At 64.1% G+C, this 18,094-nt stretch carries 15 protein-coding genes; 1 reads left to right on the forward strand and 14 read right to left on the reverse strand.

Annotated features, from left to right (window positions below; all coding sequences use genetic code 11):
- Positions 1-463: 463 nt before the first annotated feature.
- Complete coding sequence (locus tag KP003_RS12380; RefSeq protein ID WP_216788593.1) at positions 464-1,321, reverse strand: SDR family oxidoreductase; 858 nt, start codon at positions 1,319-1,321, stop codon at positions 464-466.
- Positions 1,322-1,418: 97 nt separating this feature from the next.
- Here KP003_RS12380 and KP003_RS12385 point away from each other — a divergent pair, with 97 nt between their 5' ends.
- Positions 1,419-1,820, forward strand: coding sequence for a winged helix-turn-helix transcriptional regulator (locus KP003_RS12385; protein WP_216497876.1), 402 nt, complete (start codon positions 1,419-1,421; stop codon positions 1,818-1,820).
- A gap of 36 nt (positions 1,821-1,856) precedes the next feature.
- Here the strand turns inward: KP003_RS12385 and KP003_RS12390 are convergent, their stop codons facing one another.
- The 13 genes from KP003_RS12390 to KP003_RS12450 all read right to left on the reverse strand — a co-directional run bounded on the left by KP003_RS12390 (position 1,857) and on the right by KP003_RS12450 (position 18,072).
- Positions 1,857-3,506, reverse strand: coding sequence for a PAS domain-containing sensor histidine kinase (locus tag KP003_RS12390; RefSeq protein WP_217299642.1), 1,650 nt, complete (start codon positions 3,504-3,506; stop codon positions 1,857-1,859).
- Positions 3,507-3,608: 102 nt separating this feature from the next.
- Entirely contained in the window at positions 3,609-5,594 is a 1,986-nt protein-coding gene (locus KP003_RS12395; protein WP_216788597.1) for a (Fe-S)-binding protein, read from the reverse strand.
- Between the two features lie 146 nt (positions 5,595-5,740).
- Positions 5,741-7,084 (reverse strand): electron transfer flavoprotein subunit alpha, encoded by a 1,344-nt coding sequence (locus KP003_RS12400; RefSeq protein ID WP_216788599.1) that lies wholly within the window; start codon positions 7,082-7,084, stop codon positions 5,741-5,743.
- A gap of 12 nt (positions 7,085-7,096) precedes the next feature.
- Positions 7,097-7,909 (reverse strand): electron transfer flavoprotein subunit beta/FixA family protein, encoded by an 813-nt coding sequence (locus KP003_RS12405; RefSeq protein ID WP_216788601.1) that lies wholly within the window; start codon positions 7,907-7,909, stop codon positions 7,097-7,099.
- A gap of 152 nt (positions 7,910-8,061) precedes the next feature.
- Positions 8,062-8,883, reverse strand: coding sequence for a CoA-transferase subunit beta (locus KP003_RS12410; RefSeq protein ID WP_216497881.1), 822 nt, complete (start codon positions 8,881-8,883; stop codon positions 8,062-8,064).
- Between the two features lies 1 nt (position 8,884).
- A complete protein-coding gene (locus KP003_RS12415) occupies positions 8,885-9,850 on the reverse strand; it encodes a CoA transferase subunit A (RefSeq protein ID WP_216497882.1) in 966 nt (321 codons plus the stop codon).
- 99 nt (positions 9,851-9,949) lie between these two features.
- The gene (locus KP003_RS12420; protein WP_216788603.1) at positions 9,950-11,107 is read right to left on the reverse strand and encodes an acyl-CoA dehydrogenase family protein; all 1,158 of its coding nucleotides are present in this window, start codon (positions 11,105-11,107) and stop codon (positions 9,950-9,952) included.
- Between the two features lie 46 nt (positions 11,108-11,153).
- Positions 11,154-12,071 carry an electron transfer flavoprotein subunit alpha/FixB family protein gene (locus KP003_RS12425; protein ID WP_216788604.1) on the reverse strand — a complete coding sequence of 306 codons (918 nt, stop codon included), beginning with the start codon at positions 12,069-12,071 and terminating at the stop codon, positions 11,154-11,156.
- 9 nt (positions 12,072-12,080) lie between these two features.
- Positions 12,081-12,857, reverse strand: coding sequence for an electron transfer flavoprotein subunit beta/FixA family protein (locus tag KP003_RS12430; protein ID WP_216788606.1), 777 nt, complete (start codon positions 12,855-12,857; stop codon positions 12,081-12,083).
- A 28-nt stretch (positions 12,858-12,885) separates the two neighbouring features.
- Positions 12,886-15,003: a heterodisulfide reductase-related iron-sulfur binding cluster gene (locus tag KP003_RS12435; protein ID WP_216788608.1), complete on the reverse strand. Its 2,118-nt coding sequence runs from the start codon at positions 15,001-15,003 to the stop codon at positions 12,886-12,888.
- 95 nt (positions 15,004-15,098) lie between these two features.
- Positions 15,099-16,238 (reverse strand): acyl-CoA dehydrogenase, encoded by a 1,140-nt coding sequence (locus tag KP003_RS12440; RefSeq protein WP_216497887.1) that lies wholly within the window; start codon positions 16,236-16,238, stop codon positions 15,099-15,101.
- Between the two features lie 181 nt (positions 16,239-16,419).
- The gene (locus KP003_RS12445) at positions 16,420-17,202 is read right to left on the reverse strand and encodes an enoyl-CoA hydratase/isomerase family protein (RefSeq protein ID WP_216497888.1); all 783 of its coding nucleotides are present in this window, start codon (positions 17,200-17,202) and stop codon (positions 16,420-16,422) included.
- Between the two features lie 18 nt (positions 17,203-17,220).
- Positions 17,221-18,072: a 3-hydroxybutyryl-CoA dehydrogenase gene (locus KP003_RS12450; protein ID WP_216497889.1), complete on the reverse strand. Its 852-nt coding sequence runs from the start codon at positions 18,070-18,072 to the stop codon at positions 17,221-17,223.
- Positions 18,073-18,094: the final 22 nt, after the last annotated feature.

The following is an 18,094-nucleotide window of genomic DNA, read 5'->3' on the forward strand; positions in this document are numbered from 1 at the left end:
TACTCGTTGACCGTATCGGTGCAGGCGGCAGAAACTTGAATGGGTTACCGTGGAGGAGGGGGAGGAATGCGGATAGTACAAGACAGTGAACCGCTCTAATGAAAACGCCCGCCGGTCAGCACCAGCGGGCGTTTCTATGCTTTTATCACTTCGGGCTTCACCTAAACTACCTGCGCCCACCATACGGGCCGCGCCCGTAATGGCCGCCATAGTCATCGTAATAATATCCGTGGTGCCCGTAATAACCGTCCACCGGCACGATAATGCAGGCAGAGAGCAGTGAGGATAGCACCACTATTCCAACCAGATACCGGACTCTCGTTTTCATCTCTGTACTCCTTTTCACCGGGGCATGTCGTCTCCCCCTTTGATTATAAAGAGATTGAGGTGAAAAGTGGAAAAAGCCCGTCCGGTAACACCGGCGGGCCTTTCTCTTTGGAAACTCACGGAGCAAATACCTGCGTCAGACACCTGCTTTGCCTTTTGCTATCACCGCTTCCAGGGAGGTGGTCGGCCTGCCGATCAGGGAGCTCAGCTGACGACTGCCGTCGAAGAGGCCGCCCTTGGCGGCGCCGCTGTCGGAGTCGGCCAGAAGCGCTGCGAGGGGTTCAGGAAGTCCGACCGATACGAGGAGTTGTTTGTACTCGAGCTCGGGAAGGTTCACGTAGTTGACCGGCTTGCCATACTGGCGGGATATCTCCGCGGCGAACTCGGTGAGGGTGTAGGTGGTGTCGCCGGCCAGTTCGTAGACCCGCCCCCGATGCCCTTCCGTGGTGAGCACGGCAACGGCCGCTTCCGCGTAATCGGCGCGGGCGGCGGATGCAATCCGGCCATCGCCGGCGGAACCGTAGAAGGAGCCGTGTTCGACGGCTGGAGCAATGCTGGCGGCGTAGTTCTCGGTGTACCAGCCATTACGCAGGATAACGAAGGGGATGCTCGATTCGCGGATCAGCGTTTCGGTGGCGAGATGCTCGGCGGCCAGGCCGAGCGGAGAGCTGTCGGCGCGCAGCAGGCTGGTGTAGGCCAGGAGCTTCACGCCAGCCTTTTTCGCCGCTTCGATAACGGTGCGGTGCTGGCTGACGCGCTGCCCGACTTCGCTGGAGGAGATCAGCAGCAGCTTCTCGGCACCGGCAAGGGCGGATGCCCAGGTCTCGGGGGAGTTGTAGTCGGCCTGGCGCACATGTACCCCAAGAGAGGAGAGGTCCTTGGCCTTGTCGGGGTTGCGCACGGCGGCGACGATGCGGGAAGCGGGAACCTTCTTGAGCAGCGATGCGATGGCGAGGCGTCCTAACTGTCCGGTTGCTCCGGTAATGACGATCATGTGACTATCTCCTTTATGTCTGCGTTGGATCTATGTTACAGGTGGAGCATAGCAACAACGATTACAAAAAGTAAGTACGCACAAAAAGGTAAGTGTCATGAGTGAGCCGGAAGTAGTGAGCCTGTCGGACCAGATGCGCCGCGGGGAGCTGTTCTGCGTGCAGTGTCCGTCCCGGGAAATACTGAAGCATGTGACCAGTCAGTGGGGAGTTCTCGTGCTGGTCGCCCTGATGGAAAAGACGCACCGTTTCAGCGAGTTGCGGCGCAAGGTGGGCGGGGTGAGTGAAAAGATGCTGGCGCAGACGCTCCAATACCTGGAGAGGGACGGCTTTGTCGACCGGGTCTCCTTCCCGGTGGTGCCGCCCCACGTGGAATACTCGCTGACCCCGCTGGGGAGGGCCATCGGCGAGAAAGTCGAGTCGCTGGCCGACTGGATCGAAAGCAACCTGCCGAGCATCATGGCCGTTCAGAAGACAGTGCCCCCGGAAGTCGTCGAATAACAGACGAAGGGGGCTCAGGGGCTTCCGCTTGTGTTTTCACCCCCCCAGGGTGAAGTAGAAGGTGGCACCCTTGCCCACCGTACCTTCGCCCCAGATCCTGCCGCCGTGGCGCTCGACGATCTGGTGCGAGGTGGCAAGCCCTATCCCCATTCCGTCGAATTCGGAGCCGTGCAGCCGCTCGAAGGGCTTGAAAAGCTTGCCCCGGTAGCTCATGTCGAAGCCGGCGCCGTTGTCGGTCACGAAGAAGGCTTCTTCGCCAGAGACGGTGGACTTGCCCACGGCGATCCTCGGGAAAGGGGTCTTGGAGGTGTACTTCCAGGCGTTTCCCAACAGGTTGCCCAAAAGCTGGTTGATCAGGTGGGCGTCTCCATGGACGGTGAGGCCGGGCTCTACCTCCTGGCATACCAGACGATGCGGCTCGGTTTCCTGCAGCATCTGCAGGATGGCGGCCGCGGCGGCACTGAGGTCGACGGGTTCAGGCAGGATGGGTGCCCGCGCCACCTTCGAGAGTTCCAGCAGGTGGTCGATGAGCGCCCCCATCTGGTTGGCGGCGCCCCTCATCCGGTCCAGATAGGTACGGGCCTCGTACGGCAGCGCCTGCCCGTACTCCTCGATGAGGATCGAACTGTAGCTGCTTATGTGCCGCAAGGGCGCCCTGAGGTCGTGCGACACCGAGTAGCTGAAGGACTCGCGCTCCCGGATGGCCGCCTGCAGGTCGGCAGTGCGCTGGCTGACCCGCTGCTCGAGAAACTCGTTGGCCTGTTTCAGCTCCTCCGTCTTGGCGAGCAGCCTGTTCTGCATCTGCTTTTGCTGGGCGACGTCCCAGGTGAGGTCGGCGAAGAGGGTGACGGTACGGACGTCGGCTTCGGTGTAGTCGGTGGCCTTGTTGCCGACGCCGAGGATGGCGACCACCTCCCCGTTCCTTTTGACCGGCATCACCAGGATGCGCACGACCGGGGCGTGCCCGGCGGGGAGCCCTTTGCGGTGGCGGAGCCTTTCGTAGTCGTTGTAGATGGTGGCTTTGCCCAAATGAAGGCAATCGACCCAGACGCCGGCCTGGTCGATACTGTAGTGGCGATCCCGATCCTCGATGCCGCAGAACCTCTGCAAGGTGTTGGTGGACCAGGCTCTCAGTTCCACGCTTTTGCTCGCGGCATCGAAAAGGTGATAGAAGCCGATGCTGCTTTCGGTCAGCCTTTCCACCTCGTCGAGCGCTTCCACCATGAGCTCTTCCAGGGTATGCGCATCGGCGTACTGCATCAGGTTGATGCGGGAGAGATGGATGTCGTTGAGCCGTTTATGGCAGGAGATGTCGTGCATGGTCACGAAGACCTGGTACGGCGAGGACTCCCCGGGGTGGAACATAGGGATGGCGTTCAGGTTGAACCAGCAGAAATGTCTTTTTTGCGGGTTGAAGACGCCGGCTACGAAGTCGAGTACGGGACGGCCGCTTTTGAGGGCGACCATGGAGGGGTGCAGCTCGGGAGGAAGTTCGGACCCGTCCTCCGCGATGACGCGCCAGTCCGGGTTCATCGAGGTCCGCCCCAGGAACTCGTCGCGCGTCAGGCCGGACATCTCCAGGGCGGCCGGGTTGACATCGGTCAGGGCGCCGTCAGCCGACTGGAAGAAGGCGCCCTGGGCCATCCGGTCGAACAGGGCGTGGTACTTGGCTGCATCGTCTCCCATTGCGATCCCTTCCGGATGAGGTTGCCGCGAAACCGGTGCAGGCTATCACATTAACGGGAGATAAAAAAGATTTTTAACGCGGCGTTGGCAAATAACCCGTTTTCAGGGGCGCAGCCCCTCCGCCACGACCTCAGCCAGTTCTTTCACCCTCACCCCGCCCCCCTGCAGGTCCTTCAGGCCGTCCTCCATCATGGTGAGGCAGTAGGGACAGCTGACGCAGATGGTGTCCGGTTTCTGCCGCAGCGCCTCCCTCACCCGGTTCAGGTTTATCCTCTCCCCTTCCTGCTCCTCCTGCCACATCCGCCCCCCTCCCGCCCCGCAGCAGAAGGAGCGTTCCGTGTTGCGGTCGAACTCTGCAGGTGCGGCGCCGGTAACGGCCTGCAGGGCATGCCGGGGGGCGTCGTAGACGTCGTTGTGCCGCCCCAGGTAGCAGGAGTCGTGAAAGAGCAGCCGCCCCAGGTCGGAAACCTGCTTCTTCAGCTGCAACCGCCCAGCGGCGAGGAGTGCGGCTATCAGTTCCGAGTGGTGCACCACTTCCAGTTCGACGCCGTACTGGCGGTAATCGTTCTTGAGCGCGGAGAAGCAGTGAGGGCACTGGGTGACGATTTTCCTCACCCCGCGCTCGGCGAAGAGGCTGACGTTATCGCGCGCGGTCCGGTCGAAGACGTACTCGTTGCCCAGACGGCGCAGGCTGTCGCCGCAGCAGCGCTCATCCTTGCCCAAGGTGCCCCAGGAGACGCCGGCGGCGTCCAGGATCGTGGCCAGGGCAACCGTCACCTGCTTCTGCCGCGCATCGAAGGCTCCCGCGCAGCCGACGTAGAGCAGGTATTCGGTCTTACCCGCTTCGAACGGCCTGACCTCAAGGGCTGAGTGCCACTTGGTCCTCTCGGTGGGGGCGATCCCCCAGGGGTTGCTCCTCGCCTCGATGTTTTCGAAGAAGGTGGCCAACTCCTCCGGGAAGGCGGACTTCATCTGCACCAGGTGGCGGCGCATCTTGACGATCTTGGGCATGTGCTCGATGAGCACCGGGCAGACGTTCATGCAGGCCCCGCAGGTGGTGCAGGCCCAGATGCCCGGTTCGGTAGCGCTCCCCTCCCCTGCCGCTCCGATGAGCGGCAGCGCGGGCTCCTCCCCGGCCCGCAGAGCGGCGCCGTTGGCCAGGAGGTTGGTCTTCACGGCATGGATCACGGCGCGCGGGTTGAGCGACTTTCCCGTTGCGGCAGCGGGGCAGGCCTCCTGGCAGCGGCCGCACTCGGTGCAGGAAAAGGAATCGAAGAGGTCCTTCCAGGTGAACTGGTCCACCCGCCCGACGCCGAAGCTCATCCCCCTGGCGAACTCCTCGCGGGGCTGCGTGTTGGGGCGCTCCCGGCCGGCAAGGAAACAGTTGGGGATGGCGGTCAGGATGTGCATGTGCTTGCTCCGGGGGAGGTAGGCGAGAAAGGAGAGGAGCGCGAGGGCGTGCAGCCACCAGGACCCGGTTGCCAGTGCCGAGGGATCGGCCGCCAGCGCCGCCGGCAGGTGCCACGCGATGAAGGCGGAGACCGGCATGGCGGCGGGATCCTCGCTCCCCATGGCGATCCTCGCTGCGTGCAGGCCGAAGTAGGCCAGCATGAGCAGGGCGATCAGGGAGAGGATCAGGAACGCCTCCGGGCTGCGCGCCTTGACGTAGTCGCTGCTCAGGGAGGGTTCGGGGAAGAAGAGCCTGCGGGCGCAGGCGATGAGGACGCAGGCCAGGCTCAGGAGGGAGACCAGGTCGAAGAGCAGAAGCAGGGCGTGGTGGAGCGGCGCCGGGAGCACGGCGAAGGTTGCCTGCGGCAAAAGGCCGCTGGCCAGGAACTCGGCGTTGGCGAGGGCGAGGACGATGAAGGACCAGAAGATGACGAAGTGGTTAAGGCCGAAGGGTTTGCCCAGCACCCTCTGCTGTCCGAAGGCGAGCCGGAACATCCGTAGGCAGCGCGCACCCGGCGCATCGAGGCGCTCCTCGGGACGCCCGAGGGCCACGAGGCTGAACCGCCGGCAGCAGCCGAGGACGAAGACGGAGGCGGAGAGAAGCAGGAGTACGGCGAAGAGTTTCGGGTTCGGGGACATGGTCAATCCTTTAGATGCACAAAGGCTTTAACGCAAAGGCGCGGAGCCGCAGAGACGCAAGGAAAAAACTTATGAGGGGTAACCCTTTACTTCTTTGCGCCTTCGCGCCTTGGCGCCTTTGCGTTGGGGCTTTTTTGTTTGGTCTTTTAGCCGTTGCTGCAGACGGCCGTTTCCGGCGCCTTCTGCTTCAGGCTCCGCAGCCGCTCGGTGAGGGCCGGGACGACTTCAAACAAATCTCCCACGATGCCGAGATGGGCGACTTCGAAGATGGGGGCCTCGGGGTCACGGTTAATGGCGATGATCACGTCGGAGTCCTGCATCCCGACCAGGTGCTGAATGGCGCCGCTGATGCCGCAGGCGATGTAGATCTTGGGACGCACCGTCTTTCCGGTCTGCCCCACCTGCCGCTCGTGCGGCATCCACCCGGCGTCGACGGCGCTGCGCGAGGCGCCGACCACGCCGCCCAGCTCGTCAGCCAACTCCTGCAGCAGCACGAAGTTCTCCTTCCCCATCATGCCGCGCCCGCCGGAGACGATGAACTCGGCGCCGGCGACATCGACCTGGTCCTTGCTCCGGTCCGAGACAATTTCCAGCACCTTGGTGAGGATCTCTTCTTCCCGCACCTTGCTGCGCACCCTGATCACGGTGCCGCTGCTCCCGGCGACTCGCTCGGGTAGCGCCATGACGTGGGGACGGACTGTCGCCATCTGGGGCCGGAACTTGTCGCACATGATGGTGGCCATGATGTTGCCGCCGAAGGCGGGACGGGTCTGCATGAGGTTGCGGCGCTCGTCGATGCCGAGCCCGGTGCAGTCGGCGGTGAGCCCGGTGCCGACCACGGTCGCCACGGCTCCGGCCAAGTCCCGTCCCAGCCCGGTCGCTCCCATGAGCACGATCTCGGGGCGGTAGCTGTCGATCAGCCGGCAGACCGCCTTCAGGTATGCCTCGGTGCGGTAGTGCCGGAACACCGGCTCGTCGACGAGGTAGGCCTGGTCGGCACCGTAGCAGAAGGATTCGTAACAGAGCTCCTCGACCCGCGAGCCCACCACCACGGCGGAGAGAGGCACCCCCAGGGCGTCGGCCAGCTCCCTTCCCTTCCCTATCAGCTCCCAGGAGACCCGGGCCGGCTCTCCTTCGGTCTGCTCGACGAAGACCCAGACACCGCGATAGGCGGCGAGTCTTTCGGAAAGGGCCCGCGCCTCCGGATCGACTTCCTCCTCGCCTCCGGCGCGTTCCCCGGCCAGTTGCTCCAGGATGCGCCGCTCTCCCGCCGTGAAGACGATCTCCAGCGCCTGGGCCGGGCAGACCTTGACGCACTTCACGCAGCCTATGCAGCTCGCGGCAACGATCTCGGGCTCGCCGCCGTCGGTCATCTCGACGGCGTTGACCGGACAGGCGCTTTGGCAGCGCCCGCCGCAGGCGATACACCTTCCTTCCAAAAGCCGCGCCTTCCCTCGCGGCCTCTTCGTCCCTCCCTGCGCCTCGCTCATCACCTGGGCTCCCTATACGACGAGCAGATCCCTGCTCAAAAGTTTGTCTACCAGCAGGTCGGCGGCTCCTGCCGGGTCGGCGGCGCCATCGCCCACGATCTCCCCTTTCTGCCTTTCCGGGGAGAAGATGCGGCTCACCCAGGTCGGGGAGCCTTTCAGGCCGATCCCTTCCTGGTCCAGCTGCAGCTCCCGGTTGCTCCAGACCTGCACCGTCGCCTCCGCGGACTCCAGCCGCATGGGGACGGTCGGGTAGCGCGGGCGGTTCAGTTCGCGCACCACGGTGAGCAGCACCGGTAATGGTGCCTCCACGGTCTCGTGGCGCCCTTCCAGTTTGCGCCGCACCGTGATCCTCCCCTGCAGGGGATCGAGCTTCTCGATCCGGTCCACCAGGGTGAGCTGGGTGTAGCCGAGCCTGGTGGCGATACCGGGGCCCACCTGGGCCGTGTCGCCGTCGATGGTCTGCTTGCCGCAGATGACGATCCCCACTTTTTCCCGCAGGTTCAGCCTCCCGATCGCCTCGGAGAGCACCCGGCTGGTGGCCAGGGTGTCCGCCCCGCCGAAGACGCGGTCGGAGAGGAGGATGGCCTCATCCACCCCGAGGGCCAGCGCCTTCTTGAGGGTGGCCTCGGCATTTGGGGGCCCCATGGAAAGTGCCGCGACTCTGAAGCCGAAGCGGTCCTTCAGCCTGAGGGCCTCTTCCAGGGCGTGGGCGTCGTAGGGGTTGACGATGAAGGGGATCCCTTCGCGCACCAGGGTGTTGGTCACCGGGTCGATCTGTACCTGGGTTGTGTCCGGCACCTGTTTGATGCAGGCTACGACTAGCATTGCCAGCTCCATTGACGTTGACGTAAAATGCAAAACCTGGTCAAAAAAATTTCTACTTGTTCTTGATCCCCGGCCAGATACGTCCACATCCCCTCTCCCGGAGGGAGAGGGGACTAATGGAAGATCATCGCCTATGAGGAAATAGTTTTGGGTTACACCGGTTTTACCTTGGGAATGAAGATTTGTCCCGGATCGAGCACCTCGTGGATGAAGTGCAGCTCCTCCCTGGTGGGAGGGAGGGTCTCGCCGCTCACCCGCGTGATGTCGAGGTCGAACTGGCACATGTCCCGGATCTGCTCGGGAGAGTTGCCGGCGTGGCAGGTGTCGAGGTAGATCCGGCCGCTCTCGTCGTCGAAACGGAACACCCCGAGCGTGGAGATCACCGCCGAGGGGCCGCCGCGGTAGGCAGCGCCGTAGAGCTCGCGCCGGTGCACCGTCTCGCCTCCCGGCCACTTGCGCACCCGCCACCCGGGGCTCGTGATGTAGCTCACCTGCTCGGTGAAACGGCGCTTCTCGTGCACCATGATGAACACGGTGCGCCTGGCGAAGGAGTTGATGTCGGGGTTGCCGCCGCTGCCGGTCAGGCGCAGTTCGGGGTTCAGGTAGTCGCCGATGCAGGTGGTGTTCACGTTGCCGTACTGGTCCACCTCGGCCCCTCCCAGAAAGCCGAGGTCGACGTAGCCGCGCTGCGCGATGCTGAAGGCGTCGTGCAGCCCCGAGGAGCGCGAGGCGCCCATCTCGCAGCGGGCGTCGCCGACCGAGGTGGGGATCTCGGGGGGGCGGCCGTCGAGCGTCCCCGCCTCGAAGATCAGCTTGAGGTTGGGCGCGTGGGTCTTCTGCGCCAGCATGATGGCCACCATGGGGAGCCCGGTGCCGGCGAAGACGATCTCGTTGTCCTGCACCTCGCGGGAGGCGGCGCAGCAGAGGAGGTCGGCCAGCCCGTATTCTTCCGGTTTTGCGAACTCTTTGTCCATGTCACTGCCCCCTTTTCACGCCGGTGCTGTACTTGAGCGCGGTGTTCGCCTTCAGGTTCAGCATCTTCGGCCAGCCGAGTTTCTCCAGGTAGGCCAGGTGATCCAGGCCATGGATCCACTCCTTGGCGAAGTCGTCGAAACCTTCCTGGGTCCTGGTCCCGGCGTAGAAATCCTTCAAAAACGCGCCGTCCACGTCGTAGCGGCCGAACATGCCGGTTGGGTGTGCGCCGAAGGGGACCTCGAGGATGTGATCCACCTCGAAGCTGGTGATGGTGTTCAGGTCGCTCTCGCGTCGCAGGTACTCCTCCGGAACGATCTCCTCCGCCATGACGATGGTGACGTCGGCCGCCCTGGCCACCTCGGGGTCGGAGTAGAACTGGCCGTTCACCCGCACCGTCCCCTCCTCCCCCACCTGCTGCACGCAGAGGATGGCCACGTCCACCTTGGCCGCCGGGACCAGCACCTGCGCGCCCGCCCCGTAGAAGGGGTCCTCGGTGAAGCGGTACTTGTGGCTCGGGATGCGCTTGCCGTCGCGAAGCCCCGCGTTCCCCAGCGTGTCGTAGGCGGGGTTGTGGATGTCGGTGCCGAGCGAGGTCTGGGTCACGGCGTAGGGGGCGCCCGAGGCGGCCGCGCTGAAGCGGAAGAGCATCTCGGCGTGGCTGTAATCCTCGACCAGGATCTCCTTGTTGCCGACCTTCCTGGAGAGGTTCGCGCCGTACTTGCCGTAGAGCTCGTGGCCGACCCAGCACGACTCCCAGATGTCGACGCAACCGGCGCCGACCAGGAACTCGGTCTGCGGCCCGCCGTTCACCTCGATGAGGTGGAGCCCCTTCCTCCCCTGCCTGATCAGCTCGTAGACGAGCGCGAAGGGGCGCCGCCAGATGGTGAAGCCGGAAAAAGTCAGGCTGGAGCCGTTCTTCACGATCTCGGCCGCCTGCTGCAACGTGATCCGCTTGCCGCTACTCATGCGTCCCTCCTAAAGGCAGATTAAGACTAAGACAGAGATTAAGTTTTGGGGTAAGCAAGGGATCTTCTTAATCTTAATCTCTGTCTCAATCTGATTCGTTCAGCTGAGGTTCTTCAGAATCTCCCGTGCGATGATGAGCCGCTGGATCTCGCTGGTTCCTTCGTAGATCGAGGTGATCCTGACGTCGCGGGCGTATCGCTCGACCGGGAAGTCCGCGGTGTAGCCATACCCTCCCAGCATCTGCACCGCGTCGTAGCAGGCGCGGTTGGCGGCCTCGGTGGCGAAGAGTTTGGCCATGGACGCCTCCTTGGCGAAGGGACGGCCGCTCTCCTTACGGAAGGCGGCGTTCATGAGCAGCAGGCGCGCCGCCTCCAGTTCGGTGTAGCTGTCGGCGATCTTCCACTGGATGGCCTGGAAGCTGCTGATCTTCTGCCCGAACTGCACCCGCTCGGCGCTGTACCTGGTCGCGTAGTCCATGGCTGCGAGGCCGACCCCGAGCGCCAGGGAGCCGATACCGATCCTCCCCCCGCCCAGTTCGGCGACGGCGATCCGGAAACCGTCGTTCAACTTCCCCATCAGCGCGTCCTTCGGGATGCGGCAGTTGTCGAAGACCAGTTCGTTGGTCGCCGAGGCGTGCTGCCCGGTCTTCTCCTCCTGCTTGCCGATCACGAGGCCCGGCGTCCCCTGCTCCACCAGGAAGCAGCTGATCCCCTTCCCTTTGGGGGCCTCCCTGTCGGTCACGGCCCAGACCACGAAGACCCCGGCGTAGGGCGCGCTGGTGATGAATATCTTGGAGCCGTTCAGCACCCAGCTGTCACCGTCGAGGAGCGCGGTAGTGGTCATGCCGGCGGGGTCCGAACCGGCGCCGGTCTCGGTGAGGGCGAAGCTCCCTGCGGCGTAGACACCGGAACAGATGCGCGGGATGTACTTCTCCTTTTGCTCCTGCGATCCGATGGCCTGGATCACCTCGCAAACCATGTTGTTCACCGAGACGGTCACCGCGGTGGAGGCGCAGGCGCGGGCGATCTCGGTCATGGCGACGCTGAAGGCGACCACGCCCGCCTCGGAACCGCCATACTCCCCCTGGACGTTCAGCCCCATGAAGCCAAGCTCCGCCAGCTTCTTCAGGTTGGCGAGGAACGCGGGGCGGTCCCCCTCCCGGTCCAGCTTCGCCGCGAGCGGTTCCAGCTCGGAACGGGCGAAGTTGCGGGCGGTTTCCTGTATCAGCTTCTGCTCTTCGGTAAGATCGAGAAACATCGGTGTCTCCCCTTGGTTACCTGCTTAGGCAGGATCGGTTACTGCTTCATCTCGCGCACTTGGCGGTGAAGGCGGGGACGAACTGCATCACGTCCGCCACCACCAGGACGTCGGCGATCTCGCCGATCGGGGCGTCCTTGTCCTTGTTGATGGCAACGATGAAGTCGGCCTTCTTCATCCCCGCCAGGTGCTGGATGGCGCCGCTGATGCCGCAGGCGACGTAGAGCTTGGGGCTCACCGTCTGCCCGGTGGTTCCCACCTGGTGGCTGTGATCGACCCAGCCGGCGTCGACCACCGGGCGGCTCGCGCCGAGTTCGCCCCCAAGGGCGCTGGCCAGGGCGGCGATGACCGGGACGTTATCCTTCTTGCCCACGCCGCGGCCGGCGCTCACGATGACCTCGGCCTTACTGAGGTCGACCCCCTTCTGTTCGGCGGCCTCGTAGCCCACGAACTCGATGGCGGAGGCGGTCCCCGACAGCTCCAGCCGTTCCGGCTGCGGCGTACCCTGCGGCTCGCCGGACGGGGTGAAGGCACCCGCCTGGATGGTGAGGACGCAGCGGCCGCTTTTGGGCGTCACGGTCCGGCGCAGCTTCGCGTTGCAGGCATTCACCTCGTAGGCACCCTCGTTGAGCGCCACAATCTCGGAGACTTGGCCCGCCTTTAAAGCGACGGCGACGCGCGGGGCGAGGTCCCAACCGTAGGAGGAATGGACGAAGACGATGCAGTCCGGGTTTTCCTTCTCGACGGCCTGCAGCACCAGTTGCTTGTGCTGGTCGGGGTTGTACTCGCCGTATTTGGCGGCATCGGCCAGGTAAAGCTTGCCGTCATATTTCGGGAGTTCGCTATCGCTCCCCACCAGCAGCATCACGCTGTCGGCGCCGAGGCGGTCGGCGAAGGCCTTGAGTTCGTAGGTGGTGTCGAGGAGCTTCCCCTGGCGGTATTCCCCTATCAGTAACGCTTTCATGGTCTCCTCCTATCTGAGCACCGCGGTCTTTTCCTTCAAGATCCCCATGAGCCGGTCCACCTGGGCACCGATCTCCCCTTCCAGCACGAGGCCGCCCCCCTTCTTGGCCGGAGGGTAGATCGCCGCGGTGGCGGTCAACTCGGCCTCCCCGGTGAGCTCGGCCGCCGTCAGGGAGGCGATCTCCTTCTTCTTCGCCTTCATGATGTTGGGGAGCGTCGGGTAGCGCGGGGTGTTGAGCCCCAGTTGGCAGGTGACCAGCGCCGGGAGCTTCAGCTTCGCCACTCCCTTGATCCCACCTTCCAGCTCTCTCTTGACGGTGATGGTGCCGCAGTCGTAGCTGAAGCCGACCAGGGTGGTGGCGCAGGAGACGCCGAGGAGCTCCGCCACGATGACGCCGACCTGGGCCGAACCCCGGTCCTGGGACTGCATCCCGGTGAAGATCAGGTCGAAACCTTCCCCCTTGGCGTAGCTCGCGATCATCGAGGCGATCTGCCAGGGATCTTTCTGGTAGTACCTGTCGTCCCGGATGTGGACGGCGCGGTCCCCACCCATGGCAAGGGCCTTCTTGATCGCCTCCACCGTCCGCTCGGGGCCGATGGAGAGGACCGTGATCTCGGGCTCACCGCCCAGCTGCTCCTTGAGCTGCACCGCCTGCTCCACCGCGTACTCGTCGTATTCGTTCATGCGGAAGGCGAGATCGCTCTCGTCGTACCAGGTCTTTTCACCGTTGGGCCTGAAGCGGGACTCCATGTCCGGCACCTGTTTGATGCATACCAGTATCTTCATAGCTTCCTCCTCTGAATTCTTTGCGGCGTCATGCCGACACGCCTTCCGCAGCCGCCAGCCGCTGCTCTTCCGGCGACGCCGGCTCCTTTCTCCCGGACGCCTCGGCCAGCGAGACCACCGCGGCCAGGCTCACTTCCCTTTCCGGCGTCCCGAAGTTCACCGGCATGGCCAGCCGTTCCACCACGACTTCGGCCAGGTCACGCACCGCCAGCTTCCCTTCGCAGTCGCCTGTCTTGATGCCGTCCTCGAACATGGTCAGGCAGAAGGGACAGTTGGAGACGATCAGCGGCGCACCGGTCGCCTCGGCCATCCGGACCCGCTGCACGTTGATCCGGCTCCCCAGCTTTTCCTCGGCAAGGATCCGGCCGCCGCCGGCGCCGCAGCAGAAACTCTCCAGCCCCGACCTCTGCATCTCGTTGATCCTCCCCCCGGCGACGTGCAGCACGTTGCGCGGCTGCTCCATGATCCCCTGGTAGCGCCCGAGGTAGCAGGAGTCGTGGTAGGTGTAGTCGAACTGGTGCGGAGCAAGGGCGAGCGTCCCTTCCCCGATCAGCCGGTCGATGAAGACGGTGTAGTGTTCGACCTCGATGTCGAGCCCGAGGTCGCGGTAGTCGCGCCCCAGGGTGTTGAGACAGTGCGGGCAGGTGGTGACGATCTTTTTGACCCCGTATCCCTTGATCAGCTCGATGTTCTCCTGCGCGGTCATCTGGTAGAGGTACTCGTTGCCCAGCTTGCGCAGCGGTTCACCGCAGCAGCGCTCCTCCTTGCCCAGGATGCCGACGCTCACCCCGGCCGCGTTGCAGATCTTCACGAAGCTCTTGGCGACCTCCTGGTTTCTCTTGTCGAAGGAGGCGTAGCAGCCAACGAAGTAGAGGATGTCCGCCTCCTCCCCTTCGGAGAGGTGCCGTACCGCGAGACCGTCGGACCATTTGCCGCGCTCGGCGTAGGCCATGCCAAAGGGGTTGCCGTTCACCTCGACGTTGTTGGCCGCGACCATGACCTCCTCGCCGGGGAACTCCCCCTGCATGAGGACCAGGTTGCGCCTCATCTCGATCACCTTGTTGACGTGCTCCACCTGCGCCGGGCAGATCTCCTGGCAGGAGCGGCAGGTGGTGCAGGACCAGAGGGCGTCCCGTCCCACCGTCTCGATCAGGTCCGCCTGCGGCGCAGTACACGCGGTCTCGCCTATCTGCTGCACCATCTGCATGGGCGAGAGCGGCTTCTCGGTGTTGAAGGCGGGACAGCGGTCCTGGCACCTCTTGCAGCTGGTGCAGGCGTCGGCATCGAAGATGTCCTTCCAGGTGAGGTCGGCAACCTTGTCCGCCCCGAAATGCTCCACCCCTTCCGCCTCCAGGTCGATGGTGTCGATGCTCCCCTTTGGCCGGAGATCGACGAAGAGGTAATTGGCGGGGGTGGTGATCAGGTGACGGAACTTGGTCCAGGGGATGGCGGCGATGAAGCCGGTGACCAGCAGGAAGTGGCACCACCACCAGAGCCGGTGCAGCTCCTTGAGGGACTGGAGGTCGAGCGCGGCGAACTGGCCGGCGACCATGAGCCCTATGGGCGAGAAGCGGGCCAGCTCCGGATTCTGGTGCAACTCGGTGGCGGCCATGCGCGCGCCTTCGGCGAAAAAGCCGGTGACGATTATGGCGGAAAGCAGGCCGTGCATCAGGTAATCGTCGCGGGTGATCTTGAGCCCTTCCGGCCGGGCCACGAAGCGACGCAGCGCGAGACCGAAGAGGGTGACGAGCGCGGCCAGCCCGGCCAGGTCCAGCACCAGCGAGTAAGCCTTGTAGAAGGCGCCGGTGAGGATGACGACACCGAAGAGCGGCTGCGAGAAATCGGCCTGGGCCATGACCAGGAGCGTCCCGATGAAGAGGACGGCGAAACCCCAGAAAAAGAGCGCGTGCGGGATCCCCGGGCCGGCGACGCGCAGCACCCTGACCTGGCCGAACAGGTTCGTCGCCGTCAGCGCGATCCGTTCACGGAGGTTGTCCATGCGGTTCAGGGGCCTCCCCTGCCGGTAGACCTCGATCCGCTTCCAGCACCCGTAGGCACAGGCCGCGAAGGCCATAAGGGTGAGCAGGTACATCGGGAGCACCACGCCGTGCCCTACGTTCCAATAGATTTCCCTGGTAGCTTCCATGAAGTCACTCCTGCTTGTTAACCGATCGATGCCGATGCCCCCTCCCGGCCTCCCCCTCGGGGGGAGGAGCAGGCGGGTGTCACGAGACGGCGCCGTTAGGAGAGCAGTATCTTCGAGATGACCACCCGCTGTACCTCGTTGGTCCCCTCGTAGATCTCGGTGATCTTGGCGTCGCGGAACATGCGCTCCACCTCGTAGTCGCAGATGAAGCCGTAGCCGCCGTGGATCTGGATCGCCTCCTTGGTGACGTAGGTTGCCGCCTCGGAAGCGAGCATCTTGCACATGGCCGACTCCGCCGTGTAGTTCTTCTTGGCGTCCTTGAGGCAGGCGGCCTTGTAGGTCATCAGCTTGCTGGTCTCGATGCGGGTGTACATGTCGGCCAGCTTGAACTGGACCGCCTGCAGCTCGCAGATGGGATGGTCGAACTGCTTGCGCTCCTTGGAGTAGGCGAGGGCCCGCTCGAAGGCGCCCTCGGCGATGCCGAGCGCCTGGGAGGCGATGCCGATGCGCCCGCCGTTCAGGGTGTCCATGGCGATCTTGAAACCCTGCCCTTCCTGCCCCAGGAGGTTCTCCGCCGGGATGCGCACGCTGTCCAGCGCGAAGGCGGTGGTGTAGCTGCCGCGAATGCCGAGCTTTTTCTCGTTCTTGAGGATCTCGACCCCGGGTGAGTTGAGGTCGATGATGAAGGCGGAGACGCCCCTGTGCTTGAGGCTCTTGTCGGAGGTGGCGAAGAGGACGCCGGTGCCGCGATAGCCGCCGTTGGTGATGAAGATCTTGGAGCCGTTGATGACGAACTCGTCCCCCTCGCGCCGGTAGGTGGTCGAGATGGCCCCGGCGTCGCTGCCGGCATCCGGCTCGGTGAGGAGGAAGCAGCCGATCACCTTGCCGGTGTTCAGCGCCGGGAGCCATTTCTTCTTCTGGGCCTCGGTGCCGAAGGTGTAGATCGGGCCGCAGGCCAGGGAGGTGTGGGCCGAGATAAGTACGCCGCTGGAGCCGCAGGCCTTGGAGACCTCCTCGACCACGATGGCGTAGGAGAGCATGTCGAGGCCGGCGCCGTCGTACTCCTCGGGGAGGTAGCTCCCCAGAAAGCCCATCTCCGCCATCTTGTTGACCAGCGAGTCCGGGATCATGTGCTCCTCGTCGATCTGCATCGCGATCGGCTTGATCTCCTTCTCCACGAACTCGCGCACCGAATCCCTCAATACCTTGTGGTCCTGGCTCAATTCGAAATCCATCGCATCCTCCCTTTTGGTTACCTGTTTAGAGAACGACTCGTAACGGTTATTCCCCCTCTCCCTCTGGGAGAGGGGCAGGGGTGAGGGATCGCGACCCAGCAATTGCCCTGCAATCAGCAGCGCCCTCACCCGGCCTTCGGCCACCCTCTCCCGGAGGGAGAGGGAACGTGACCGCTCCCCGCTATTTCCCCTGGAACTGCGCCTTGCGCTTCTCCACGAACGCCCCCATCCCTTCCTTCTGGTCCTCGGTGGCGAAGAGAACCCCGAAGAGGGAACTCTCGTAGCGGAAGCCGTCTTCTTTGGTCATGTTGAGCCCGTTGACGATGGCGTTCTTGGCGTACCCGACACCCAAGCTGCCGTTCTTCGCGATCTCCCGCGCCAGCTCCAGGGCCTTCGCCGCAAGCTCGGCCTGGGCGACCACCTCGTTGACCACGCCCCAGGCGAGGGCTTTCTGGGCGTTGATCATCCTGCCGCTATAGACCAGCTCCTTGGCCCGGTTGGGACCGATGAGACGGGAGAGGTTCTGGGTGCCGCCGAAGCCGGGGATGATGCCCAGGGTGACCTCGGGGAAACCGAGCTTGGCGTTGTCGGAGGCGTAGATAACGTCGCAGGCGAGCGCCAGTTCGAGGCCGCCCCCCAGGGCGTAGCCGTTGACCGCTGCGATCACGGGCTTGCTCATCTTCTCCATGAAGAGCATGACCCGCTGCCCCTGGAGGGCGAAACGGTGCCCCTCGAAGGAGGTCATGTCCGCCATTTCCTTGATGTCCGCGCCGGCGACGAAGGCCTTTTCTCCCGCACCGGTGAGGATCACCACCCGCACGGCGGGGTCCTGCTCCAGTTTGTAGAGGGTGCACTCCAACTCGCCAAGGACCTGGCTGTTCAGCGCGTTCAGGCTCGCCGGCCGGTTCACGGTGACCGTCGCCACTCCCTCGACGATCTCGCAGAGGATGTTCTGGTTTTCCATGATGATCGCTCCCCGGGCCTAGCCCTGATAGTCGTAGAATCCCTTCCCCGATTTCTTGCCGAGATACCCGGCGTTCACCATGTTCACGAGGAGCGGGCAGGGACGGTACTTGGGATCCTTGAAGCCGTCGTGCAGGACGTTGCAGATGGCGAGCACGGTGTCGAGGCCGATGAAATCGGCGAGGACCAGCGGCCCCATGGGCTGGTTGGTGCCGAGCTTCATCCCCTTGTCGATGTCCTCCGCCGAGGCAATCCCCTCGTAGAGCGCGAAGATCGCCTCGTTGATCATCGGGATCAGCACCCGGTTGACGATGAAGCCGGGGTAGTCCTTGGCGACCGCCATCTCCTTGCCGAGCCGCGCGACCAGGGCGCCGATGGCCTGGAAGGTCTCCTCGCTGGTACCCAGCCCCCGGATCACCTCGACCAACTGCATGATAGGCACCGGGTTCATGAAGTGCATGCCGATCACCTTGTCCGGCCGCCTGGTGCAGGCCGCGATGCGGGTGATGGAGATGGAGGATGTGTTGGAAGCCAAGATGGCGTTCTCAGCAACGATCTCGTCCAGCTTCTTGAACAGCTCGAACTTGAGGTTCTCGTTCTCCGTCGCAGCCTCCACCACCAGGTCGCAGGGTGCGAAGTCCTTGAGCTCCTTGGTGGCGGTGATGCGGGCCATGATCCCTTCGATGCTGGTGGTGAAGATCACCCCCTTCCTGGCCTGCCGCTCCAGGTTCTGCTCGATCGATTTGAGCGCCTTGTCAAGCTGGGCCTGGGAGATGTCGTAGAGCAGGACCTGATACGCGTGCTGGGCGAAGACGTGGGCGATGCCGCTTCCCATCTGCCCTGCCCCTATGACGCCTACTACCTTGAACATGTGAACCTCCTGTGGAAAGTTT

This window comes from Geomonas diazotrophica, assembly GCF_019063885.1.
GTDB classification, from domain to species: domain Bacteria; phylum Desulfobacterota; class Desulfuromonadia; order Geobacterales; family Geobacteraceae; genus Geomonas; species Geomonas diazotrophica.